Here is a 21989-nt window from a genome sequence, read left to right as displayed (position 1 = left end):
CGAGCACCTCCGAGCCAAGACGCATGATCAAAACAAACTCAAAAAAAAACCGCCCCTAAGGGCGGCTTCCTCGTTGCAACTGGCGACAGCTTACAGCTGTGGACCAGCAGCCTTGATCGCGTCGGAAACTTCGAATTTCTTGAAGTTTTCGATGAACAGCTTGGCCAGGCCTTTGGCCGCTTCGTCGTAAGCGGCTTTGTCAGCCCAGTTGGTGCGCGGGTTGAGCAGCTCGGTGTCGACGCCCGGAACGGCCTTTGGCACGTCCAGGTTGATGATGTCCAAGTGCTCGGTTTCGGCGCCTACCAGTGCACCGCTCTGGATCGCAGCGATCACAGCACGGGTGGTCGGAATGCTGAAACGCTTGCCAACGCCGTAGCCACCGCCGGTCCAGCCGGTGTTGACCAGGTAGACCTTGGAGTTGAAGCCGTTGATGCGCTTGATCAGCAGCTCAGCGTACTCGCCAGCCGGGCGCGGGAAGAACGGCGCGCCGAAGCAGGTGGAGAAGGTCGACTTGATGCCGCCGCCCGAACCCATTTCGGTGGAACCGACCAGCGCGGTGTAACCGGACAGGAAGTGGTAAGCAGCCTGTTCGTTGTTCAGGATCGAAACCGGAGGCAGAACACCAGTCAGGTCGCAGGTCAGGAAGATGACCGCGTTAGGCTCGCCACCCAGGTTCGCTTCGGAACGCTTGGCAACGTGCTCCAGCGGGTAGGCCGCACGGCTGTTCTGGGTCAGGCTGACATCGGTGTAGTCGGCGTGCTTGTTGGCGTCGAGTACGACGTTTTCCAGCACTGCGCCATGCTTGATGGCTTTCCAGATGACCGGCTCGTTCTTCTCGGACAGGTCGATGCACTTGGCGTAGCAGCCGCCTTCCATGTTGAAGACAACGCCTTCGCCCCAACCGTGCTCGTCGTCACCGATCAGGTAACGGCTTTCGTCGGCCGACAGGGTGGTCTTGCCGGTGCCGGAGAGGCCGAAGAACAGGGTCACATCGCCTTCTTCGCCGATGTTGGCAGCGCAGTGCATTGGCAGCACGTCAGCGGCCGGCAGCAGGAAGTTCTGCACCGAGAACATGGCTTTCTTCATTTCACCGGCGTAACGCATGCCAGCGATCAGCACCTTCTTCGCGGCGAAGTTGATGATGACGCAGCCGTCGGAGTTGGTGCCGTCACGCTCAGGCTCGCACACGAAGTTGGCAACGTTGAGCACTTGCCACTGGTCACGGCCAGCCGGGTTGTACTGTTCAGGGTTGATGAACAGGCAACGGCCGAACAGGTTCTGCCAGGCAGTCTGGGTGGTCATCTTCACCGGCAGGTAGTGCTCGGCAGCGGCGCCTACGTGAACGTAGGAAACGAAGTGATCCTGGGCGTTGTTGAACGCCTCGACGCGGTCCCACAGGGCATCGAACTTGTCGGCCGGGAACTTGCGGTTGATCGGGCCCCAGGAAATGGCATCCTGGGTGGAAGGTTCTTCGACGATGAAACGGTCAGCCGGCGAACGGCCAGTACGGTGCCCAGTCTCAACGACCAGTGCGCCGGTATCGGCTAGTACGCCTTCACCGCGTTGCAGCGCTTCTTTTACCAGCTCATCGACGCTCAGGTCGGTGTACACGGTGTTGTTGGCTTGCGTCATGAGATACCCCATCCGGCCCGAGGCCGAGTGCTCCAAACGTTTTGTAGTTGTCTGTAAAAAACTACTACAGCGAAAAAAGTGGCCGGATTATGCCAGAAAAGCCCAAAAAAAGTAGGCCCCTCCTGTCGTAACCGCGCTTTTGCGCAATTAGACAGGAGATTTCCCTGCAGTTAATCGTTTCAGTGGCGAGTTTCTGAGGCCGTGTCCGTGCCGCCACCCGCAAACAGTTGCGCCACATCGCTTGCATCGAAGAAATAGCGCTCGTTGCAGAACTGGCAATCGATCTCCACCTTGCCACCACACTCCTCGACCAACTGCTTGGCGTCGTGCTCGCCGAGGCTGACCAGCGCATTGCCGGAGCGCTCGCGCGAGCAGCTGCAGTGGAAGCGCAGGGGTTCGATGTCAAACAGGCGCACGGCGTCTTCGTGGTACAGACGGTGCAGCAAGGTTTCGTTGTCTTCTTGCCACTCTTCAGGCTTGAGTGTCTTGGCCAGGGCTACAACGTGCTGCCAGCTGTCCTCGCGCTCTTCGTCGTCCGGCTGGCGATCACGTGGCAATTGCTGCAACAGCAGGCCGCGGGCCTTGCCATCTTTGGCATCGAGCCAGAAACGGGTGTTGAGCTGTTGCGACTGAACGAAGTAATTGGTGAAGCACTCCGACAGGTTGGCACCGTCCAGGTCAACGGTCCCCTGGTAGCGCTGGCCGTTGACTGGGTCGATGGTCAGCGTCAGATGGCCGTCGGGCATCAGCTGCGCCAAGGTCGCGTCGGCAGGAATCTGATCGGCTTCGTAACGGGCCACGCCGCGGATTTCGCGCTCGCCCGAGCATTCCACCATCAGCAGCGGGATCGGCCCCTGGGAACGCGCCTGCAAAATCAGCAGGCCGTCGAACTTCAGGGCACCCACCAGCAATGCGGTGGCGGCCATCAATTCGCCGAGCAGCGCGGCCACGGGTTGGGGGTACGGGTGACGCGCCAGCACTTCGGCATAGCTGCGGTCGAGCCCTACCCACTCACCGCGGATATCGCGGTCGTCGAAGAGGAAACGTTGGGTGAAATCGGTATCCGGCAATTCGCTCATAGGTTCTGGCTATCTGAAAATGATGACAAAATGGTTACACGGCGTTTCGAAATACTGCGAAGCCCGTGGCAGAGCGCTCACAAGGCGCTCCGATTCCTGTTGGCAATAGAGGTATCTTATGGACAATCGACCACTGTTCCAAGCAAGGTGGTCCTTCGGGCCCTTGGCAGCCTGCACACTGCTGCCCATCGCTCTACTGTGTTTCTGGTTATGGCCTTTTGGCCAGATCCTGTGCCTGACTTTCGACGAGTGGCTGTTCCACAGCCTCAATGCGCCGCTGGCCGACAACACCACCTGGCGCTACATCTGGACCCTGGGCAGCCTGCGCCCGTTCGACATCGTGGTCGGGCTGATCCTTCTGGCGGTGCTGATCCGTGGCAACTGGGTGTTCAAAGCCTGCCAGGTGCGTGAGGCGTTTTTCGGCTTTCTGGTGACCCTGATCCTATTAGTGGTGATTCGCGCGCTGTTTTCCAAGTGGGTGGATGCTGCGGGGTGGCAACACAAGAGCCCGTCGATGATCTTCGATGACGTCGTGCACCTCAGTGACTATTACCCGAACTTGGAAGCGGCCTGGGAACTCAAGGACCGCTCCAGCAAGAGTTTCCCAGGCGATCACGCCTCGGTGCTGCTGGTCTGGGCGTTGTTCATGAGCGTGTTCAGCCGTCGCCTGATGCACTACCTGGTGGTCTGGGGGCTGGCGCTGGTGTTCATGCTGCCACGCTTGGTGGCGGGTGCCCATTGGGGCCAGGACGACTACATCGGCGGGTTGCTGATGGCGGTGCTGGCGTTGGGGTGGAGTTGCTATACGCCTCTGGCGGCCAAAGGCAGTGCGGCGTTGATGCGCTGGACGGCGCCGTTGTTTGCTCTGGCAGCCAGGTTACCGTTGGTCGGTAGATTGGCGGTGGTTCGCTAACAGCGGGGGCCGCTTTGCGGCCCATTCGCGGGGCAAGCCCGCTCCCACATTTGCCCCGCGAATGGGCTGCAAAGCAGCCCCTGTTTAGTCAAAGCTACCGTGCAGTTGGTGAATCTGTCGGCGCTGCTTCTTGTTTGGCCGGCCATCGGTGGTCACACCCATCGCCCCGGCCTTGCGCATTTCAGCAGCCTGTTCGCGGCGGCGCACACTCTCTTCGGTTTCTGCATACAGCGCCTGCGCTTCGGGCGCCCCGCGCCTGACCACCGACAGCGCCTTGACCACCACTGTGCGCTCGTCAAAACCGGTACGCAGGACAAACTCATCCCCTACCCTGGGTTCCTTGCCCGGCTTGCAGCGTTCGCCCCGGCAATGCACCTTGCCACTTTCGATGGCCGCCTTGGCCAGCGCCCGAGTCTTGTAGAACCGCGCCGCCCATAGCCATTTGTCCAGGCGAACCTTGTCGTCTTCTTCCGCCTTGTGTGCCATCCCGTTACCTCGAATTCTGTCTTTAATCGAACTGTACTACCGTATCTTGCGGATGCAAAAAGTCCACGCCGTGCTTACAGTTCACCACCTTATCCCCTGGGTGCGCTTCGTGAAGACATTTGACCATTTGACTGTGATCGGCCTGCGCGAGTGGGTAGCCCTGCCCGACCTTGGCGTCGCCGGGCTGCGCGCCAAGATCGACACCGGCGCCAGTACGTCCAGCCTGCACGCCACCGAGGTGGAACAGTTCGAACGTGACGGCCAACCGTGGGTCCGATTTACTGCGCACCTGGGTTCGGTGGTGCAGTTGCGCCACCGCCGTTGCGAAGCGCCACTGGTGACCATGAAGACCATCAAGAGCTCCAATGGCCACGCCCAGACCCGCTATGTGATTCGCACATCGCTGGCACTGGGCGATAGCGTGTGGGAAGTCGAGTTCACCCTGGCCTGTCGCAAAGAGATGCGCTACCGCCTGCTGCTGGGTTCCAAGGCACTTATTCACGGCCACTTGGTGGTCAACCCTGGCCTGAAGTACGTACAAGACAAACCGGCCTTTCCGGCCACCCTTTCCCCTGTCACAGGTGCTGCATGAAGATCGCTGTGCTGTCGCGCAATCCGCGTCTGTATTCCACCCGCCGCCTGGTCGAAGCCGGTACCCAGCGTGGCCACGAAATGGTGGTGATCGATACCCTGCGGGCCTACATGAACATCGCCAGCCACAAGCCGCAGATCCACTACCGCGGCAAGCCACTGGAAGGCTTCGATGCGGTGATCCCGCGCATCGGTGCCTCGGTGACGTTCTATGGCTGCGCGGTGCTGCGCCAGTTCGAGATGATGGGCGTCTACCCGCTCAACGAGTCGGTGGCCATCGCCCGCTCGCGTGACAAGCTGCGCTCGTTGCAGTTGCTGTCGCGCCGTGGCATCGGCCTGCCGATCACCGGTTTCGCCCACTCACCTGACGACATCCCGGACCTGATCCAGATGGTCAACGGCGCGCCCCTGGTGATCAAGGTGCTGGAAGGTACTCAGGGCATTGGCGTGGTGCTGTGCGAAACAACTCAAGCTGCAGAGTCGGTGATCGAAGCGTTCATGGGCCTGAAGCAGAACATCATGGTGCAGGAATACATCAAGGAGGCCGGCGGGGCCGACATTCGCTGCTTTGTGGTGGGTGACAAGGTGATTGCCTCGATGAAGCGTCAGGCCAAGCCCGGCGAGTTTCGCTCCAACTTGCATCGGGGTGGGGTGGCCAGCCTGATCAAGATCACGCCAGAAGAGCGGATTACCGCCATTCGTGCGGCCAAGGTGATGGGGCTGAGCGTGGCGGGCGTGGATATCCTGCGCTCCAACCATGGGCCGTTGGTGATGGAGGTGAATTCGTCGCCGGGGTTGGAAGGGATTGAAGTGACCACCGGCAAGAACGTGGCCGGGATGATCATCGAGCACCTGGAGAAGAATGGCGGACCGAATCAGACCCGGACCAAGGGTAAGGGCTGAAATGTTGGGGCTGCTTTGCAGCCCATTCGCAGCACAAGGCTGCTCCTACAAGGGACCGCGTAAGCCTTGTAGGAGCAGCCTTGTGCTGCGAATGGGCCGCAAAGCGGCCCCGACAATCACACCGCATTACGCGGCAGCAAAAGCCCCAACGGCAACCTGACCCGCGCCTCGATCCCGCCACCCGACCGGTTGCGCAACTCGACATTCCCGCCATGCTGGGCCGCGATGCGCTTGACGATCGCCAGGCCCAACCCGGTGCCCTTGCCACCACGGGCACGGTCACCGCGAATGAACGGGTTGAAGATCGTCTCCAGCTCCGACTCGTCGATCCCCGTCCCCCGGTCCAGCACGCTGAGCACCACGTAAGGCGCGCTCTCGTCGCCGGACACATAGGCCGCCACTTCCACGCCCTTGCCGGCATGGTGCAGGGCGTTGCCGATCAGGTTGCCCAACATGCGCTTGAGCGAAACCCGGCGCAGCGGGAACGGCGGAATCGGCTCCAAGCACAGCCGTACACGTTCTTCGGGCTGGTTGTACGGGGCCACCACTTCGCGCACCAGGTCGGCCAGGTCGACCTCTTCCACCGGCTCGTCACGGCCATCGCGAATGAACGCCAGGAACTGGTCCAGAATCGCGTCCATGTCCTCGATATCGCGGACCATGTCATCGCTAAGCTCGTTGTCACTGTCCAGCAGCGAAAGCGACAGGCGCAGCCTCGTCAGCGGTGTACGCAAGTCGTGGGAAACCCCTGCCAGCATCAACTCGCGTTCACGCCCGGCCTGCTCGACATCCTCAGCCATCTGGTTGAACGCGCGGTACACCTCGGTCATCTCACTGGGCGTATCGCTGATTGGCAAGCGCACGCTGCGCCCCTGGCCCAGTTGCCGGGCGGCGAATACCAGGCGCTTGAGGGGCTGGTTCAGCTGGCGCACGAAAATCCAGGCAGAGGCGGTGGACAACAGGCCGATGGCCAGGAACCAGCCAAGCACGTTCCAGATCTTCTGCCCCCGCAGCGGGTGCGGGTACAGCGGCACTTTGAGCCAGCCAGGGCCGAGGCTCGGCGCATTGACCCACAACGCCGGTGGCGCATGGATGCGCAGGCGTACTTCGGTGTCTTCGCCCAGTTCGGCCTGCATCTGGCGCTGGTAGATCTCGCTATAAGGCCAGTGCTGCTCTCCTTCCGGCACACCCGAGCCGGTCACCCGGATCAGGCCTGCGGCTTCGGCGATCTTGTCACGGTTCTCTTCATCGGCAGCCCAATAGGCGCGCAAGGTCAATGCCACACCGTGGCTGTACTGACGGTCGACCAGCACATCCTCGTTCATCAACAGGTAAACGAGGGTCAGCGCCTTGGAAAACAGGACGACGATCAGCACCAGCCACAGCGTGCGGGCGAAGAAGCTCTGCGGAAACCACAACGGCGTTCTCATGGACGACGCGGCATCATTTGCCGGCGTTTCCGTCCGGCACGAAGACGTACCCTACGCCCCAGACCGTCTGGATATACCGTGGCTTGGACGGGTCGGGCTCGATCATGCGGCGCAGGCGCGAGATCTGCACGTCGATGGAACGCTCCAGGGCATCCCACTCGCGGCCACGGGCCAGGTTCATCAGTTTGTCGCGGGTCAGCGGTTCACGCGCATGCATGACCAGCGCCTTGAGCACGGCGAACTCACCGGTGGTGAGCATGTGCACTTCGTCGCCGCGTTTAAGCTCGCGGGTGGCCAGCGACAGCTCGTAATCACCGAAGGTGACCGATTCGTCCTCGCTGCCCGGGGCACCCGGGACGCTCGGCGCCTGGCGGCGCAGCACGGCCTTGACCCGGGCCATCAGTTCGTCCGGGTTGAAGGGTTTGCCCAGGTAGTCGTCAGCGCCCAGCTCCAGCCCTTTGATGCGGCTGAGCTCGTCGCCTTTGGCGGTGAGCATGATGATCGGGATCTGGTTGTTCGACTGGCGCAGGCGCTTGCAGGCGGACAGGCCATCTTCGCCCGGCAGCATCAGGTCGAGCACCACCAGGTTGAACACCTCCCGCGAGAGCAGGCGGTCCATCTGTTCGGTGTTGGGCACCGCGCGGGCACGGTAGCCCTTGCTGGTGAAGAAACGCTCCAGCAGGCTGCTCAGCCCCGGATCGTCGTCGACGATGAGAATCTTGTCACCTTCAGCGGTGTTTGCAGTGCCGGTCATGAATTACTCCTCTGGTATCGCCGCGCATTATGGCGTAGCCGTTGCAACGCGTGCCGTGAGCATTGTTAGCAGATTTTTCCCCCGGCGCCAGTTCCGGGCCGTTCAGGCTGGCTTGGCGCCATCACCGCAAGCCGGTCACGATGGGTATAATGCGCGGCTTTCATCCAGTGCCGTCGGGCTGCAAACCCGCGCGCGGCCCCCGTATTCACAATTGTCAGGTGGTTTACATGGACAGCATCAACAGCCGTATCGCCGAGGAACTGGGCGTACGCCCACAACAGGTCGAAGCGGCCGTGGGCCTGTTGGACGAAGGCTCGACCGTGCCCTTCATCGCCCGTTACCGCAAGGAAGTGACCGGCAGCCTGGACGACACCCAACTGCGCCACCTGGAAGAGCGCCTGCGCTACCTGCGCGAACTCGACGAGCGCCGCGCCAGCATCCTGTCCAGCATTGAGGAACAGGGCAAGCTGACCCCGGAACTGGCCCGCGAGATCAAGCTGGCCGACACCAAGACCCGCCTCGAAGACCTTTACCTGCCCTACAAGCAAAAGCGCCGCACCAAGGGCCAGATCGCCCTGGAAGCCGGCCTCGGCGAGCTGGCCGACGGTTTGTTCAACGACCCGCAGCTGACCCCGGAAACCGAAGCGGCCCGCTTCGTCGACGCCGAAAAGGGCGTGGCCGATGTCAAGGCGGCGCTGGAAGGCGCGAAATACATCCTCATGGAGCGTTTCGCCGAAGACGCCGCCCTGCTCGACAAGCTGCGCAACTTCCTCAAGCAGGAGTCGGTGCTCAGCGCCCGCGTGGTGGCTGGCAAGGAAGAAGAAGGCGCCAAGTTCCGCGACTACTTCGCCCATGACGAACTGCTGCGCAACGCCCCGTCGCACCGTGCCCTGGCGATTTTCCGCGGGCGCAACGAAGGCATCCTGAGCGCCTCGCTCAAAGTCGGTGAAGAACTGCCTGGCACCCTGCACCCGTGCGAAGTGATGATCGGCAACCACGTCGGCGTTGAAAACCGCAGCCGGCCGGCCGACAAGTGGCTGGGTGAAGTGGTGCGCTGGACCTGGAAGGTCAAGCTGTACACCCACCTGGAAACCGACCTGTTCGGCGAACTGCGCGACAACGCCGAAAGCGAGGCGATCAACGTGTTCGCCCACAACCTGCACGACCTGCTGCTGGCCGCCCCGGCCGGCCCGCGCGCCACCTTGGGCTTCGACCCAGGCCTGCGCACCGGTTGCAAGATCGCCGTGGTCGACGCCACCGGCAAACTGCTGGACTACACGACGGTCTACCCGCACGCGCCGAAAAACGACTGGGACCGCACCATTTCCATCATGGCCGCACTGTGCGCCAAGCACGCGGTGGAACTGATCGCCATCGGCAACGGCACCGCCAGCCGCGAAAGCGACAAGCTGGTGGCCGAACTGGTCAAAAAATACCCAGCCCTGAAAATCACCAAGATCATGGTCTCCGAGGCCGGTGCGTCGGTGTACTCGGCATCGGAACTGGCCGCGCGCGAGTTCCCGGACCTGGACGTATCGATCCGCGGCGCTGTGTCGATTGCCCGTCGCCTGCAGGACCCACTGGCAGAGCTGGTGAAGATCGACCCGAAATCCATCGGTGTCGGCCAGTACCAGCACGACGTGTCCCAGCTGAAGCTGGCGCGTGGCCTGGACGCCGTGGTCGAGGACTGCGTGAACGCCGTGGGCGTGGACGTGAATACGGCCTCGGTGGCGCTGCTGACCCGTATCTCCGGCCTTAACGCCACGCTGGCACAGAACATCGTCGCCCACCGCGATGCCAACGGCCCGTTCGCGACCCGCGCAGCGCTGAAAAAGGTCAGCCGCCTCGGTGAAAAAACCTTCGAACAAGCCGCCGGCTTCCTGCGTGTGATGAACGGCGACAACCCGCTGGACGCCTCCGCCGTGCACCCTGAGGCCTACCCGCTGGTGCAACGCATCGCCGCTGGCACCGACCGCGACATCCGCTCGCTGATCGGCGACAGCAGCTTCCTCAAGCGCCTGGACCCGAAGCAGTTCACCGACGAGTCCTTCGGCCTGCCGACCGTTACCGACATCCTGCAAGAGCTGGACAAACCCGGCCGCGACCCACGCCCTGAGTTCAAGACCGCCACCTTCCAGGACGGCGTCGAAGACCTCAAGGACCTGGAGCCTGGCATGATCCTGGAAGGCGTGGTCACCAACGTCACCAACTTCGGTGCTTTCGTCGACATCGGCGTGCACCAGGACGGCCTGGTGCACATCTCGGCATTGTCCGAGAAGTTCATCAAAGACCCGCGCGAAGCGGTCAAGGCCGGCGACGTGGTCAAGGTCAAGGTCATGGAAGTGGACATCCCGCGCAAGCGCGTCGGCCTGTCCATGCGCATGGGCGATACCCCGGGCGAAAAGGTCGAAGGCAACCGTGGCGGCGGCCGTGGCAACGGCGGCAATCGCCAGCAGCAGGCCCCTCGCCAGCGGGAAACCGCCACTGCCGCCCCGGCCAACAATGCCATGGCGTCCTTGTTCGCCAACGCCAAGCAGCTGAAGAAGAAGTGATGGACGTCCCGCGCGAATACGTCGAAAGCGCCTTCAGCCAACTGCTTGGCTGCCGCCTGCAACGCCTGGACACAGGCGTTGCAGAAGTGGCCCTGGCGCTCGAGCCGCAACTGCGCAACCGTGGCCAGAAACTGCACGGTGGGGCGATCTTCAGCCTGGTGGACATCGCCATGGGCCTGGCCTGCTCGGCCAGCCATGGTTTCGACCAGCAGAGCGTGACCATTGAATGCAAGATCAACTACATGCGCGCGGTCAGTGATGGCGAGGTGCTGTGCACGGCCCGTGTGCTGCACGCCGGGCGGCGCACGCTGGTGGTCGACGCCGACGTAGTTCAAGGCGACAAACTGGTGGCCAAAGCGCAAGGAACCTTCGCGGTTCTCTAGCTCACCAAGCTGTATCTGCGGTATTTTCAGCAGCAACTTGGTGCCACTTCGTGCCGCATCGCCGGCAAGCCGGCTCCCACAAGGTCCCCGCTGACCTTCTGTGGGAGCCGGCTTGCCGGCGATGGGGCGCAAAGCGGCCCCACAATTCGGTGCCGGAACCGCGTAAACCAGGCGACAACGCCAGTTCCTTTCTTCCTACCCTTGTAGACCGTTATCTCTACCCCCATATTGGGGCGACTGACGCGTGAAGGAATACATCTTGAGCGAACTCCTCAACCGCCGCCTGAGCCTGCTCGGCGCAAATCTCCCCCTGCTCAAGCAGTGCCTGCACGGTATTGAGCGAGAATGCCTGCGCGTGACCGATGAAGGTCGCCTGGCCCAGACCCCGCACCCTGAGGCCTTGGGTTCGGCGCTGACCAACGAGCAGATCACCACCGATTATTCCGAGTCGCTGCTGGAGTTCATCACCCCGGCCCTGGCGGACCCGGCCCAGGTGCTCGAGAACCTCGACGAGATCCACCGCTTCGTCTACACCAAGCTGGGTAGCGAATACCTGTGGAGCCCGTCGATGCCCTGCGCGTTGCCGGCCGAGGAAGACATCCCGATTGCCGAATACGGCAGCTCGAACATCGGCAAGCTCAAGCACGTGTACCGCAAAGGCCTGGCCCTGCGCTATGGCCGCACCATGCAGTGCATCGCCGGTATCCATTACAACTTCTCGCTGCCTGAAGCGTTGTGGCCCTTGCTGCGCGCAAGCGAAGGCAGTGCAGAAGAGGCGCGCGATTATCAGTCGTCGGCCTACATCGCGCTGATCCGCAACTTCCGCCGCTACAGCTGGCTTTTGATGTACCTGTTCGGCGCTTCGCCGACCCTGGACAAAGGCTTCCTGCGTGGCCGCCCGCACCAGCTCGAAGAACTGGATGCCGAAACGTTGTTCCTGCCCTACGCCACCAGCCTGCGCATGAGCGACCTGGGCTACCAGAGCAACGCCCAGGCCGGCCTCACGCCTTGCTACAACAACCTGGCCAGCTACACCGACAGCCTGCGCAAGGCGGTGGGCACGCCCTACCCGCCCTACGTTGAAGTCGGTACGCACGTGGATGGCGAGTGGGTGCAGTTGAACACCAACATCCTGCAAATCGAGAACGAGTACTACTCGAACATCCGCCCCAAGCGTGTCACCTACACCGGCGAGCGGCCGATCCAGGCGCTGACGTCCCGTGGCGTGCAGTACGTCGAAGTGCGCTGCCTGGACATCAACCCGTTCCTGCCGGTCGGGATCGACCTGACCGAAGCGCGTTTCCTCGATGCCTTCCTGCTGTTCTGCGCGCTTGAAGAAAGCCCGCAACTGGACAACGGCGAGTGTGGCCAGTGCACAAGCAACTTCCTGACCGTGGTCAAGGAAGGCCGTCGCCCAGGCTTGGAACTGCACCGTGATGGTCAGGCCATCGCGCTGAAAACCTGGGCTACCGAGTTGATCACTCGCATTGGCCAACTGGCCGAGCTGCTCGACCGCGCCCACGGCGGCGACGCACATGCCAACGCCCTGCAGGAGCAACAGGCCAAGGTCGACGACGCCTCGCTGACCCCATCGGCCCAAGTCCTGGCACGCATGACCGAACATGACGAAAGTTTTGTCCAGTTCTCGCTGCGCCAGAGCCGCGTTCACGCCGAGCGCTTCCGCGAGCAACCGCTCAGCAGCGAACGCCAGCAGGCCTTCGAAACGCTCGCCCGCGAGTCGCTGGCCAAACAGGCCGAGCTTGAGCAGACCGAAGTCGGCGACTTCGACCTGTTCGTCGGCGCCTACCAGGCCAGCATCCTGGCGATCAGCAACTGATGAGCCGCACCGCCTCCCCGCGCAAGCCGCGCGCCAGCAGCCAGGCCAGGATCGAGACGATCCTGGCGGCCGCGCGCGAGCTGCTTGCCGAGCTGGGGGTGGCGGGGTTGTCGATCTACAGCGTGGCCGAGCGGGCGCAGATACCCCCTTCGTCGGTGTACCACTTCTTCGCCAGCGTCCCAGCCCTGCTGGAGGCGTTGACCGCCGACGTGCACCGGGCGTTTCGCGAAGCGCTGAGTGCACCGATCGACAGCAGTACGCTGACGACCTGGCATGAACTGTCACGGTTGATCGAGCAACGCATGCTGGATATCTACAACGGGGATGCCGCGGCACGTCAGTTGATCCTGGCGCAGCATGGCCTGAGCGAAGTGGTGCAAGCCGACCGGCAGCACGACATGGAGCTGGGCGACCTGATGTACAAGCTGTTCGACCAGCATTTTCACTTGCCGGTGATGCCTGCGGATGTGGATGTGTTTGCCCTGGCCATGGAGCTGAGCGACCGGGTGTATGCGCGGTCGGTGCAGTTGCATGAACAGATCACGGCGCGTATGGCTGAGGAAGGCAAGCGGGTGTTCGAGGCGTATCTGGGGCTTTATTTGCCGCCGTTTCTGGCTAAGCGTTTGGGTTGAAATGGTTGGGGCCGCTTTGCGGCCCTTCGCGGGACAAGCCCGCTCCCACATGGGATTCGATCTCCTGAGGGCATTCGATCTCTTGTAGGAGCGGGCTTGCCCGCGAAGGGCTGCAGAGCAGCCCCCTTCAACACCAGAATCACAGCTTGGCGATGGACACTTCTGTCGACTTCACAAAGGCAATCACTTCACTGCCCACCTGCAGCTCCAGCTCACGCACGGAGCGGGTGGTGATCACCGAGGTGACAACGCCGGAGGCGGTCTGCACGTCGATTTCCGACAGTACCGGGCCTTCGAGGATTTCTTTCACGGTGCCTTTGAACTGGTTGCGAACGTTGATGGCTTTGATAGTCATGGCTTGATTCCTTCTCTTTGGCTTCAGTCGGGTAAGTGAGTGATTCAGTGCGCCCAACGCAGTTGCGTGGGCAAAGGGGCTACAGGATCCGGCTCAGGCGCAGTGCCCGGAGCCGACAGAACACGGTTGAGCACTTCGCTTTCCAGCGCCGCCAAACGGTGCGAACCACGCGACCTTGGCCGTGCCAGATCGACAGTGAGGTCGAGCCCGACCTCGCCGTCTTCGATCAAGATCACCCGGTCCGCCACGGCAACCGCCTCGCTGACATCGTGGGTAACCAGCAACACGGTGAACCCGTGCTGACGCCAGAGGCGTTCGATCAATTGCTGCATCTCGATACGAGTCAGTGCATCCAGGGCACCCAGCGGCTCGTCCAGCAACAGCAGACGCGGCTGGTGAATCAGTGCCCGCGCCAGTGCCACCCGTTGCTTCTGGCCACCGGAGAGTGCTGCCGGCCACTCGTTGGCGCGGTCGGCCAGGCCGACTGCTTCCAGCGCATCCAGCGCACGTGGCCGCCAGTTGCCAGACAAGCCCAGGCCGACGTTGTCGATCACCTTCTTCCACGGCAACAGGCGCGCGTCCTGGAACATCAGCCGGGTTTCTTCGCGGGCTTCGGCCAAGGGTGCGGCACCGGCCAGCAATTCACCGGCGCTGGGCTGGTCGAGGCCGGCCAGCAAACGCAGCAAAGTGCTCTTGCCGCAGCCGCTGCGGCCAACGATGGCGACGAACTGGCCGGCCGGGATGTGCAGGTCGATGCCTTTGAGCACTTCACGCTGGCCAAAGGTTTTACGCAGGCCGTTGGATGCCAGGGGGATGCCACGCAGCAGGCGTGGCGGCTGTTCCTTGAGCACGGTCATGCGCCCTCCTTCTTGGCCACTTGATAGGCCGGGTGCCAGCGCAGCCAGACACGTTCCAGGCCGCGGGCGGCGAGGTCAGCGAGCTTGCCAAGCACGGCGTACAGGACGATGGCCAAGACCACCACGTCGGTCTGCAGGAACTCACGGGCGTTCATCGCCAGGTAACCGATACCGGCATTCGCCGAGATGGTTTCTGCCACGATCAGGGTCAGCCACATGAAGCCCAGGGCGAAGCGCACGCCCACCAGAATCGAGGGCAATGCACCTGGCAGGATCACCTGACGGAACAGGCCGAAACCGGACAGGCCATAGCTGCGCGCCATCTCCACCAGGGCCGGGTCAACGTTGCGGATACCGTGGTAGGTGTTGAGGTAGATCGGGAACAACGTGCCCAGGGCGACCAAAAAAATCTTTGCCGACTCATCGATACCGAACCACAGGATCACCAGTGGGATCAGCGCCAGGTGAGGCACGTTGCGGATCATCTGCACCGAGCTGTCGAGCAGGCGTTCGCCCCAGTTCGACAGGCCAGTGATAAAACCAAGCGCCAGGCCGATGCTGCCGCCGATGACGAAGCCCAGCCCGGCACGCCAGCCACTGATGGCCAGGTGGGTCCAGATCTCGCCGCTGCGCACCAGCTCGACACCCGCGCTGACCACCGCGCTCGGCGCTGGCAGGATGCGGGTCGACAGCCAGCCCGCGCTGACCGCCAGTTGCCAGGCCGCCAGCAGCAGTACCGGCAGTGCCCATGGGGCCAGGCGCTGGGCCAAGGTAGAAGAAGTTGCACGACTCATGGCCCGGCCCTCAGCTCTGCGACACGGACTTGGGCAGGATGTCGTTGGCCACCATCTCGCCGAACGGGCTCACGTAACCGGTACTTTTCGGTTGCTCCGGGCGCTGTACGTCGAGGTGCGGGAACAGCAGCTCGGCAACGCGGTAGGACTCTTCAAGGTGTGGGTAACCCGAGAAGATGAAGGTATCGATGCCCAGCTCGGCGTATTCCTTGACCCGTGCAGCCACGGTAGGGCCATCGCCGACCAGCGCAGTACCGGCGCCGCCGCGTACCAGGCCGACGCCCGCCCACAGGTTGGGGCTGACCTCCAGGTTGTCGCGGTTGCCGCCGTGCAGGGCAGCCATGCGCTGCTGGCCGACCGAGTCGAAACGCGCCAGCGAGGCCTGGGCACGGGCGATGGTTTCGTCGTCCAGGTGCGAGATCAGGCGGTCAGCGGCGGCCCAGGCTTCTTCATTGGTTTCACGCACGATCACGTGCAGGCGGATACCGAAGCGCACTTCGCGGCCTTGGGCGGCAGCCTTTTCGCGCACCTGGGCGATTTTTTCGGCGACGGCGGCCGGTGGCTCGCCCCAGGTGAGGTACAGCTCGACCTGCTCGGCCGCCAGGTCTTGCGCGGCTTCGGACGACCCGCCGAAGTACAGCGGCGGACGCGGTAGCTGAATCGGCGGATAGAGCAGTTTGGCGCCCTTCACCTGGATGTGCTTGCCGTCGTAGTCGACGTTTTCGCCTTCCAGCACCTTGCGCCAGATACGGGTGAACTCGACCGAGGCTTCGTAGCGCTCTTCGTGGCTCAGGTGCAGGCCGTCGCCGGCCAGTTCGTCCGGGTCGCCACCGGTGACCAGGTTGAACAGCGCACGGCCGTTGGACAGGCGGTCCAGGGTCGCGGCCTGGCGCGCCGCCACGGTCGGCGAAATGATGCCGGGGCGCAGGGCAACCAGAAACTTCAGGCGCTGGGTGACAGGGATCAACGACGCAGCCACCAGCCAGGAATCCTCGCAGGAACGCCCGGTAGGGATCAGCACCCCACCAAAACCAAGGCGGTCGGCAGCCTGGGCAATTTGCTGCAGGTAGCCGTGATCGACTGCACGGGCGCCATCGGAGGTGCCCAGGTACTTGCCGTCACCGTGTGTGGGAAGAAACCAGAAAATGTTAAGGCTCATTGGAGTTGTCTCCTCAAGGGTGGCTCAAGCCGGAGCAACGCCCCGGCGCAGGCAATTCAATCAAGGCGCACTGGCGACCTTGGCCGGGGGTGTCCAGATCACGTCCTTGATGCTCAGCGGCTTGGGAATAAGCTTCAGCGCCTGGAACGTGTCGGCGATCTTCTGTTGCGCGGCCACCACCTCAGGGGTGAGCGGCGCAGCGCCGTAGCCTTGGCGCTTGACCGAGGTCAGGGTGATGTCGGCAGGCAGCCCAAGCAGGGGCGCGACCTGATCGGTGACCTCCTGCGGGTTGGCCTGGGACCACTCGCCCACGGCACGCACTTCGTCGATCAAGGTGCTGATCACGGCAGGGTGCTGGGTGGCATAGTCACGGGTGGCGAGATAGAACTGATGGTTGTCGACCAGGCCTTTGCCGTCACGCAGGGTACGTGCCTGCAGCTGTTTCTCGGCGGCGGCCTGGTACGGGTCCCAGATCACCCAGGCATCGACGCTGCCACGCTCGAATGCCGCGCGGGCATCGGCTGGCGGCAGGTAGACCGGTTGAATGTCGCTGTATTTGAGGCCTGCATCTTCCAGGGCACGCACCAGCAGGTAGTGGACGTTGGAGCCCTTGTTGAGGACGACTTTCTTGCCTTTGAGGTCTTTCACCGACTGGATCGACGAGCCCTTCGGCACCAGGATCGCTTCGCTGTGCGGCGCCGGTGGCTCGTAGGCCACGTAAAGCAGGTCGGCGCCGGCAGCCTGAGCGAATACCGGCGGCGTTTCGCCGGTGACGCCGAAGTCGATGGAGCCGACGTTCAGGCCTTCGAGCAACTGCGGGCCACCGGGGAATTCGGTCCACTGCACCTGCACGCCCTGCTCGGCCAGGCGCTTCTCCAGCGTGCCTTTGGCCTTGAGCAGCACCAGGGTGCCGTATTTCTGATAACCGATGCGCAGGCTCTCGGCCTGGGCTTGGGTGATGGCGCCGAAGGACACAGCCGCCGCAAACAGGGCGACCAGACCACGACGCAAGAAGACTGTGCGCATGGCGCTCTCCTGTGCGAATGGGGTTCGGGTTGCACCTGCTTGCCTCGTTGACGGGCGAGTAAGGTGGATGACGCGATAAAGCCGTTGAACCGGGTCAGATGCTCCAGCGGGCACTGATCAGGCGTTCATTGAGTACGCCGGGGGCCACGGGGCGCGGCCGACGGGCCAGGGCAACGTGGAAGGTTTCCAGCGAGTCCTGCAGGCGCTCATCCAGAGCAGGTGCCAGCTGTGCCGCCTTGGCGCCTTCTGCGTAGGCGACCTGGCTGTCGTCGGCGAAGATCCCTTGCAGGGTCTCTTGCGCCTTAAGTGCCGACAGCACCGGTTTTAACGCGTAATCCACCGCCAGCATGTGGGCGATGCTGCCGCCGGTAGCGATGGGCAACACGACCTTGTGCTCCAGGGCGCGTTCGGGCAGCAGGTCGAGCAATGTTTTCAGCGCGCCGGCGAACGATGCCTTGTACACCGGGGTGGCGACGATCAGGCCATCGGCCTGGGCCACCAGTTGCTGGAAGTGCTGCACCTGCGGGCTGTCGAAGCGCGCATGGAGCAGGTCCTCGGCGGGGAAGTCACGTACCTGGAAGGTCACTACTTCGACGCCACGGTGCTGCAGCCACTGGCGCGAGCGCTCGAGCAACACGCCGGAGCGTGAACGGGTACCAGGGCTACCACCGATTGAGACGACCAACATTGGAGCGCTTCCTTGTGTTCTGTTGGAAGTGACATTAACAGCCTGTTTATATATCTAGAAATCATATTTTTTCATTTGTTTATTCCTTCTGGTTCTTTAATGGTTTTGAGATTTTGGGGGCTGCTTCGCAGCCCTTTCGCGACGCAAGGCCGCTCCTACACAGGGATCGCATTCCATTGTAGGAGCGGCCTTGCGTCGCGATAGGGCCGCAAAGCGGCCCCAAAAAACCGGAGGCATAAAAAAGGGCCGTCGAAACGGCCCGAAATCCCTGCTATGGCTAAGAGCAATGCAACGTGGATCCTTTAACGATTAGGTTGCGGCGTCAGGCGCAGATAAGGCTTCACCGCCCGATACCCTTTGGGGAAACGCTGTTTGATCTCTTCCTCGTCTTTGAGCGAAGGCACGATCACTACGTCGTCACCGTCCTGCCAGTTACCTGGCGTGGCGACCTTGTAGTTGTCGGTCAGCTGCAGCGAGTCGATTACCCGCAAAATCTCGTTGAAGTTGCGCCCGGTACTGGCCGGATAGGTAATGGTCAGGCGCACCTTCTTGTTCGGGTCGATGACGAACAGCGAGCGCACGGTCAGGGTGTCGTTCGCGTTCGGGTGAATCAGGTCGTACAGGTCGGATACCTTGCGGTCGGCGTCGGCGATGATCGGGAAGTTGACCACGGTGTTCTGGGTCTCGTTGATGTCATCGATCCACTTGTGGTGCGAGTCGACCGGGTCCACCGACAGTGCGATGGCCTTGACGCCGCGCTGGGCGAAGTCGTCTTTGAGCTTGGCGGTCAGGCCCAGTTCGGTGGTGCACACCGGGGTAAAGTCGGCCGGGTGGGAAAACAGCACACCCCAACTGTTGCCGAGCCACTCGTGGAAGCGGATCTTGCCTTCACTGGAATCCTGTTCGAAATCGGGGGCGATGTCGCCGAGTTTGAGGCTCATGGGTGCGGCTCCTGTGCTGTGTTCTGGCCTTGTGGAGTTCAATGTGCCTGCATTCAGTTAAAAACAAAAAGAATAAATACTGATTTATTTATAACCACAGAGCATACCGAATTGCAGACACAAAAAAGCCTCGCACTAGGCGAGGCTTCTGGTTCAGCTACGGCTTACAGGAAGTTGTAAGTGTAGTTGAAGATCAGACGGGTCTGATCCTGGTCAGCCAGCGAGCTGGTGCCAGTGCCACGGTAGACACCGTGACGCAGGCTGGCGCCCAGGCCTTTGAAGGTGCCTTCCTGGATGACGTAGTCGACGCGAGCGTCACGTTCCCATTCGCTGAAGGTACCGTTGCCGTTGGCGTTCTTGCCGTCTTCACCTTTCAGGTAGGAGACCGAAGCTTTCAGGCCAGGGACGCCCAGACGCGCGAAGTCATACGAGTACTGACCGAAGGTGGTGTTTTCACCGGCCTTGGCGAACTGGTTGATCATGCTGTCGGTGAACAGGTAGAAGCTGGAACCACCGGCGCCTTCGTTGCGGCCATTGCCATCAACGACGCTGCCTTGGTTGAGCCAGACGAAACCACCGTCATCGTTGACGCGCTGGTGACCGAGCATCAGCGCATGGCCGCCCAGGGTGTAAGTGAACATGGCGGTCCAGGTCTTGTTGTCGACCTCGCCAGCGTTCTTGGCATAACCGCCGTTGTTGTTGAAGCGGTAGCCGGCTTCACCGTTCTTGCCGTCGCTGCTGCTGTCGAAGTAGCGCAGGTCGGTCTTGAACGACTGGTCGTCAGCAATCTTGAACACGTGAGTCGCGCCCAGGAAGTGCTGCTTGTAGAAGTCTTCCAGGTTCGAGTAGTAGTACTGCAGGGTCAGGTCCGGAGTGAGCTTGTAGTCCAGACCGCCGTAGCGGAACTTGTTGCTGTCCTGGGTAGCGCCCGCCACGGACAGGCCGGTACGGTTGCTCGAAGCACGGCCCATGGCGTGGGTCAGCTGACCGGCGTTGACGGTCAGGTTGTCGATTTCCTTCGACTGGATGGTGCCACCCTCGAAGGTCTGCGGCAGCAGACGGCCATCGTTGGCCACCAGGATCGGCAGGTTCGGCGCCAGGGCGCTACCGAAGTGGGCTTCGGTCTTGGAGAAGCGAGCCTTGGCATTACCGCCTACACGCGCCCACTGGCTTACAGCAGACCCGTCGGTATCGCTCGGGAAGAAGCTGCTGTTGTCAGGGTGCTTGCCGCGGCCGCCATCCAGGTGAATACCCCACAGGGCCTGAACATCGACGCCGAAGCCAACGGTACCTTCGGTGAAACCGGACAGGTAGTCGAGCTTGAAGCCCTGGCCAGACTCGCGGTTGTCAGCACCGCCGTCACGGTTGTCGTTGTTGAAGTACATGGTGCGCGAGCTGAGCGACAGTTTGCTGTCTTCAACGAAACCGGCAGCGCCTGCTTGTTGGGCGAGAACCCCCAGTGCCACGGCCAGAGCCAGGCTGGACTTGTACATGTTTTGCTCCTCTACGTTCTAATTCTTGTGTATCTCTGGAGGCGGGGTCTGCTGCCCCGCTCACCGTGGATTGGCGATTTAGTCCCAAAGCGTGACCATGAAGTCAATCGTTTCTAAACGTTTCGCGACTTTGGTCTAAGACGCCACCTGCGCTACAGGATAATGACAATCCTATAAATCCAAAATGACCGTTTTATGAATTTGTAAGATTTTTCCGGAATATGTTAGGAACCTTTACTGCCTTTTGTTGTAAACGGCACATTCGTTCATAACTGTTGGTTATTTGCAAACGTTTGCTCATAACCTAATTCCATACTGTTCTAAGGGACGAAAAAGCCTAGCAGCCCTGTCGGATTTCGCCATTGCGCGACATCAACGGCACGCGGCTTAAAGCATTTGGCTCCTAAGCTAATTCTAAAAAGTTATTTATTTTAGATTTCTTAGATCATTTAGTCTTCTCGCCATCCATCACATCGATTGCCTGACGAGAGGTTCAACCATGATCCCGCACGCTCCGCTGCGCCTGTTCGCCGCCCTGACCCTCGCCGGCACCAGCTGGTTGGCCCAGGCCGCCGACTTGACCGTGGCCTACCAAACCACCGTTGACCCGGCCAAAGTGGCCCAGGTCGATGGCGACTACGAAAAAGCCAGCAAGGCCAGTATCGACTGGCGCAAATTCGACAACGGCGCCGATGTGATCACGGCTGTGGCCAGCGGTGACGTGCAGATCGGCTACCTCGGTTCCAGCCCGCTGGCCGCTGCGGCAACGCGCAAACTGCCGGTCGAGACCTTCCTGATCGCCACGCAGATCGGCGCGGGCGAAGCACTGGTGGCGCGCGACAGCATCAAGACGCCGCAAGACCTGATCGGCAAGAAAGTGGCCGTGCCTTTCGTTTCCACCGGCCACTACAGCCTGCTGGCGGCGCTCAAGGCCTGGAACATCGACCCGTCCAAGGTACAGATCCTCAACCTCGCGCCACCGGCGATCATTGCCGCCTGGAAACGCGGTGACATCGACGCGACCTACGTCTGGGACCCCGCCCTGGGCGTGGCCAAGGAAAACGGCAAGGTGCTGATCACCTCCGGTGAACTGGCCGAAAAAGGCGCACCGACCTTCGACGCCTGGATCGTGCGCAAGGACTTCGCCGACAAGCACCCTGACGTGGTCAAGGCGTTCGCCAAGGTCACCCTCGACGCCTACGCCGACTACCGCAAAGACCCACAAGCGTGGCTGGCCAACAAGGACAACGTGGCCAAGCTGGTCAAGCTGTCCGGCGCCAAGGCCAGCGATATCCCGGTGCTGCTGGAAGGCAACGTCTACCCATTGGCCGCCGACCAGGCCAACGCCCTGGGTGCACCGACCACCCAAGCGCTGACCGACACCGCCACCTTCCTCAAGCAACAAGGCAAGGTCGACGCGGTGCTGCCGGACTACTCGCCGTACGTCAGCGCCAAGTTCCTTCCAAACTGATCCGGAGCCCGTC

At 62.0% G+C, this 21989-nt stretch carries 21 protein-coding genes; 8 read left to right on the top strand and 13 right to left on the bottom strand.

All coding sequences use genetic code 11. The features are described 5' to 3' along the window. Nucleotides 1-90: 90 nt before the first annotated feature. Together ACMCNM_RS01540 and hslO are read right to left on the bottom strand one after the other, a co-directional pair. A complete protein-coding gene (locus ACMCNM_RS01540) occupies nucleotides 91-1632 on the bottom strand; it encodes a phosphoenolpyruvate carboxykinase (protein WP_085273865.1) in 1542 nt (513 codons plus the stop codon). A gap of 179 nt (nucleotides 1633-1811) precedes the next feature. After that, nucleotides 1812-2711: an Hsp33 family molecular chaperone HslO gene (hslO, locus tag ACMCNM_RS01535; RefSeq protein ID WP_027595192.1), complete on the bottom strand. Its 900-nt coding sequence runs from the start codon at nucleotides 2709-2711 to the stop codon at nucleotides 1812-1814. A 118-nt stretch (nucleotides 2712-2829) separates the two neighbouring features. On the opposite strand from hslO, the gene ACMCNM_RS01530 reads away from it, so the two are divergent. Then, entirely contained in the window at nucleotides 2830-3624 is a 795-nt protein-coding gene (locus ACMCNM_RS01530) for a phosphatase PAP2 family protein (RefSeq protein ID WP_027595191.1), read from the top strand. Nucleotides 3625-3708: 84 nt separating this feature from the next. Here the strand turns inward: ACMCNM_RS01530 and ACMCNM_RS01525 are convergent, their stop codons facing one another. Next, nucleotides 3709-4110 carry an RNA-binding S4 domain-containing protein gene (locus tag ACMCNM_RS01525; RefSeq protein ID WP_027595190.1) on the bottom strand — a complete coding sequence of 134 codons (402 nt, stop codon included), beginning with the start codon at nucleotides 4108-4110 and terminating at the stop codon, nucleotides 3709-3711. 109 nt (nucleotides 4111-4219) lie between these two features. Between ACMCNM_RS01525 and ACMCNM_RS01520 the strand changes: the two genes are divergently transcribed. Both ACMCNM_RS01520 and rimK read left to right on the top strand, forming a co-directional pair. Beyond that, the gene (locus tag ACMCNM_RS01520) at nucleotides 4220-4702 is read left to right on the top strand and encodes an ATP-dependent zinc protease (protein WP_027595189.1); all 483 of its coding nucleotides are present in this window, start codon (nucleotides 4220-4222) and stop codon (nucleotides 4700-4702) included. After that, nucleotides 4699-5604, top strand: a complete 906-nt coding sequence (gene rimK, locus ACMCNM_RS01515) for a 30S ribosomal protein S6--L-glutamate ligase (RefSeq protein WP_012316721.1) — start codon at nucleotides 4699-4701, stop codon at nucleotides 5602-5604. Before ACMCNM_RS01520 ends, rimK begins: the two co-directional genes overlap by 4 nt. Nucleotides 5605-5720: 116 nt before the next feature. Here the strand turns inward: rimK and ACMCNM_RS01510 are convergent, their stop codons facing one another. After that, on the bottom strand, nucleotides 5721-7034 hold the full coding sequence (locus ACMCNM_RS01510) for an ATP-binding protein (protein WP_027595188.1): 1314 nt from the start codon (nucleotides 7032-7034) through the stop codon (nucleotides 5721-5723). Between the two features lie 13 nt (nucleotides 7035-7047). Further along, entirely contained in the window at nucleotides 7048-7788 is a 741-nt protein-coding gene (ompR, locus tag ACMCNM_RS01505; protein ID WP_027595187.1) for a two-component system response regulator OmpR, read from the bottom strand. A 227-nt stretch (nucleotides 7789-8015) separates the two neighbouring features. Here ompR and ACMCNM_RS01500 point away from each other — a divergent pair, with 227 nt between their 5' ends. The 4 genes from ACMCNM_RS01500 to ACMCNM_RS01485 all read left to right on the top strand — a co-directional run bounded on the left by ACMCNM_RS01500 (nucleotide 8016) and on the right by ACMCNM_RS01485 (nucleotide 13192). After that, nucleotides 8016-10340 (top strand): Tex family protein, encoded by a 2325-nt coding sequence (locus ACMCNM_RS01500; protein ID WP_186681861.1) that lies wholly within the window; start codon nucleotides 8016-8018, stop codon nucleotides 10338-10340. Continuing rightward, on the top strand, nucleotides 10340-10723 hold the full coding sequence (locus ACMCNM_RS01495; protein WP_050580765.1) for a PaaI family thioesterase: 384 nt from the start codon (nucleotides 10340-10342) through the stop codon (nucleotides 10721-10723). Before ACMCNM_RS01500 ends, ACMCNM_RS01495 begins: the two co-directional genes overlap by 1 nt. A 259-nt stretch (nucleotides 10724-10982) precedes the next feature. Beyond that, on the top strand, nucleotides 10983-12560 hold the full coding sequence (gene gshA, locus ACMCNM_RS01490) for a glutamate--cysteine ligase (RefSeq protein ID WP_189662628.1): 1578 nt from the start codon (nucleotides 10983-10985) through the stop codon (nucleotides 12558-12560). Further along, complete coding sequence (locus ACMCNM_RS01485) at nucleotides 12560-13192, top strand: TetR/AcrR family transcriptional regulator (RefSeq protein WP_027595184.1); 633 nt, start codon at nucleotides 12560-12562, stop codon at nucleotides 13190-13192. The genes gshA and ACMCNM_RS01485 overlap by 1 nt, the downstream gene beginning before the upstream one ends. 139 nt (nucleotides 13193-13331) lie before the next feature. On the opposite strand, the gene ACMCNM_RS01480 is transcribed toward ACMCNM_RS01485, so the two are convergent. The 8 genes from ACMCNM_RS01480 to ACMCNM_RS01445 all read right to left on the bottom strand — a co-directional run bounded on the left by ACMCNM_RS01480 (nucleotide 13332) and on the right by ACMCNM_RS01445 (nucleotide 20505). Continuing rightward, complete coding sequence (locus ACMCNM_RS01480) at nucleotides 13332-13547, bottom strand: TOBE domain-containing protein (RefSeq protein ID WP_027595183.1); 216 nt, start codon at nucleotides 13545-13547, stop codon at nucleotides 13332-13334. 44 nt (nucleotides 13548-13591) lie between these two features. After that, nucleotides 13592-14404, bottom strand: coding sequence for an aliphatic sulfonates ABC transporter ATP-binding protein (gene ssuB, locus ACMCNM_RS01475; protein ID WP_027595182.1), 813 nt, complete (start codon nucleotides 14402-14404; stop codon nucleotides 13592-13594). Continuing rightward, the gene (ssuC, locus tag ACMCNM_RS01470; RefSeq protein ID WP_027595181.1) at nucleotides 14401-15198 is read right to left on the bottom strand and encodes an aliphatic sulfonate ABC transporter permease SsuC; all 798 of its coding nucleotides are present in this window, start codon (nucleotides 15196-15198) and stop codon (nucleotides 14401-14403) included. The genes ssuB and ssuC overlap by 4 nt, the downstream gene beginning before the upstream one ends. Before the next feature lie 10 nt (nucleotides 15199-15208). Then, a complete protein-coding gene (ssuD, locus tag ACMCNM_RS01465; RefSeq protein ID WP_412763830.1) occupies nucleotides 15209-16357 on the bottom strand; it encodes an FMNH2-dependent alkanesulfonate monooxygenase in 1149 nt (382 codons plus the stop codon). Between the two features lie 60 nt (nucleotides 16358-16417). Then, the gene (locus ACMCNM_RS01460; RefSeq protein ID WP_027595179.1) at nucleotides 16418-17383 is read right to left on the bottom strand and encodes a sulfonate ABC transporter substrate-binding protein; all 966 of its coding nucleotides are present in this window, start codon (nucleotides 17381-17383) and stop codon (nucleotides 16418-16420) included. Between the two features lie 94 nt (nucleotides 17384-17477). Next, nucleotides 17478-18071: an NADPH-dependent FMN reductase gene (gene ssuE, locus ACMCNM_RS01455; RefSeq protein WP_027595178.1), complete on the bottom strand. Its 594-nt coding sequence runs from the start codon at nucleotides 18069-18071 to the stop codon at nucleotides 17478-17480. 302 nt (nucleotides 18072-18373) lie between these two features. Continuing rightward, nucleotides 18374-19012 (bottom strand): peroxiredoxin, encoded by a 639-nt coding sequence (locus ACMCNM_RS01450; protein ID WP_027595177.1) that lies wholly within the window; start codon nucleotides 19010-19012, stop codon nucleotides 18374-18376. A 164-nt stretch (nucleotides 19013-19176) separates the two neighbouring features. Beyond that, nucleotides 19177-20505: an OprD family porin gene (locus ACMCNM_RS01445; protein ID WP_085273870.1), complete on the bottom strand. Its 1329-nt coding sequence runs from the start codon at nucleotides 20503-20505 to the stop codon at nucleotides 19177-19179. A 499-nt stretch (nucleotides 20506-21004) separates the two neighbouring features. Between ACMCNM_RS01445 and tauA the strand changes: the two genes are divergently transcribed. Continuing rightward, the gene (gene tauA / locus ACMCNM_RS01440; protein WP_085273871.1) at nucleotides 21005-21976 is read left to right on the top strand and encodes a taurine ABC transporter substrate-binding protein; all 972 of its coding nucleotides are present in this window, start codon (nucleotides 21005-21007) and stop codon (nucleotides 21974-21976) included. Nucleotides 21977-21989 lie beyond the last annotated feature (13 nt).

This window comes from Pseudomonas sp. NGC7, from assembly GCF_047159675.1.
GTDB lineage: Bacteria > Pseudomonadota > Gammaproteobacteria > Pseudomonadales > Pseudomonadaceae > Aquipseudomonas > Aquipseudomonas kermanshahensis.
This window is presented reverse-complemented; position numbering and strand designations above follow the sequence as displayed.

Bases quoted from the DNA above. Each gene is read 5' to 3' on its own strand.
- ssuC (WP_027595181.1), bottom strand. From the start codon at position 15,198: ATGAGTCGTGCAACTTCTTCTACCTTGGCCCAGCGCCTGGCCCCATGG.
- ompR (WP_027595187.1), bottom strand. From the start codon at position 7,788: ATGACCGGCACTGCAAACACCGCTGAAGGTGACAAGATTCTCATCGTC.
- ssuB (WP_027595182.1), bottom strand. From the start codon at position 14,404: ATGACCGTGCTCAAGGAACAGCCGCCACGCCTGCTGCGTGGCATCCCC.
- ACMCNM_RS01480 (WP_027595183.1), bottom strand. From the start codon at position 13,547: ATGACTATCAAAGCCATCAACGTTCGCAACCAGTTCAAAGGCACCGTG.
- ACMCNM_RS01450 (WP_027595177.1), bottom strand. From the start codon at position 19,012: ATGAGCCTCAAACTCGGCGACATCGCCCCCGATTTCGAACAGGATTCC.
- ACMCNM_RS01500 (WP_186681861.1), top strand. From the start codon at position 8,016: ATGGACAGCATCAACAGCCGTATCGCCGAGGAACTGGGCGTACGCCCA.
- tauA (WP_085273871.1), top strand. From the start codon at position 21,005: ATGATCCCGCACGCTCCGCTGCGCCTGTTCGCCGCCCTGACCCTCGCC.
- ssuE (WP_027595178.1), bottom strand. From the start codon at position 18,071: ATGTTGGTCGTCTCAATCGGTGGTAGCCCTGGTACCCGTTCACGCTCC.
- rimK (WP_012316721.1), top strand. From the start codon at position 4,699: ATGAAGATCGCTGTGCTGTCGCGCAATCCGCGTCTGTATTCCACCCGC.
- ACMCNM_RS01525 (WP_027595190.1), bottom strand. From the start codon at position 4,110: ATGGCACACAAGGCGGAAGAAGACGACAAGGTTCGCCTGGACAAATGG.
- ACMCNM_RS01510 (WP_027595188.1), bottom strand. From the start codon at position 7,034: ATGAGAACGCCGTTGTGGTTTCCGCAGAGCTTCTTCGCCCGCACGCTG.
- hslO (WP_027595192.1), bottom strand. From the start codon at position 2,711: ATGAGCGAATTGCCGGATACCGATTTCACCCAACGTTTCCTCTTCGAC.
- ACMCNM_RS01460 (WP_027595179.1), bottom strand. From the start codon at position 17,383: ATGCGCACAGTCTTCTTGCGTCGTGGTCTGGTCGCCCTGTTTGCGGCG.
- ACMCNM_RS01530 (WP_027595191.1), top strand. From the start codon at position 2,830: ATGGACAATCGACCACTGTTCCAAGCAAGGTGGTCCTTCGGGCCCTTG.
- ACMCNM_RS01485 (WP_027595184.1), top strand. From the start codon at position 12,560: ATGAGCCGCACCGCCTCCCCGCGCAAGCCGCGCGCCAGCAGCCAGGCC.
- ACMCNM_RS01540 (WP_085273865.1), bottom strand. From the start codon at position 1,632: ATGACGCAAGCCAACAACACCGTGTACACCGACCTGAGCGTCGATGAG.
- ACMCNM_RS01495 (WP_050580765.1), top strand. From the start codon at position 10,340: ATGGACGTCCCGCGCGAATACGTCGAAAGCGCCTTCAGCCAACTGCTT.
- ACMCNM_RS01445 (WP_085273870.1), bottom strand. From the start codon at position 20,505: ATGTACAAGTCCAGCCTGGCTCTGGCCGTGGCACTGGGGGTTCTCGCC.
- ssuD (WP_412763830.1), bottom strand. From the start codon at position 16,357: ATGAGCCTTAACATTTTCTGGTTTCTTCCCACACACGGTGACGGCAAG.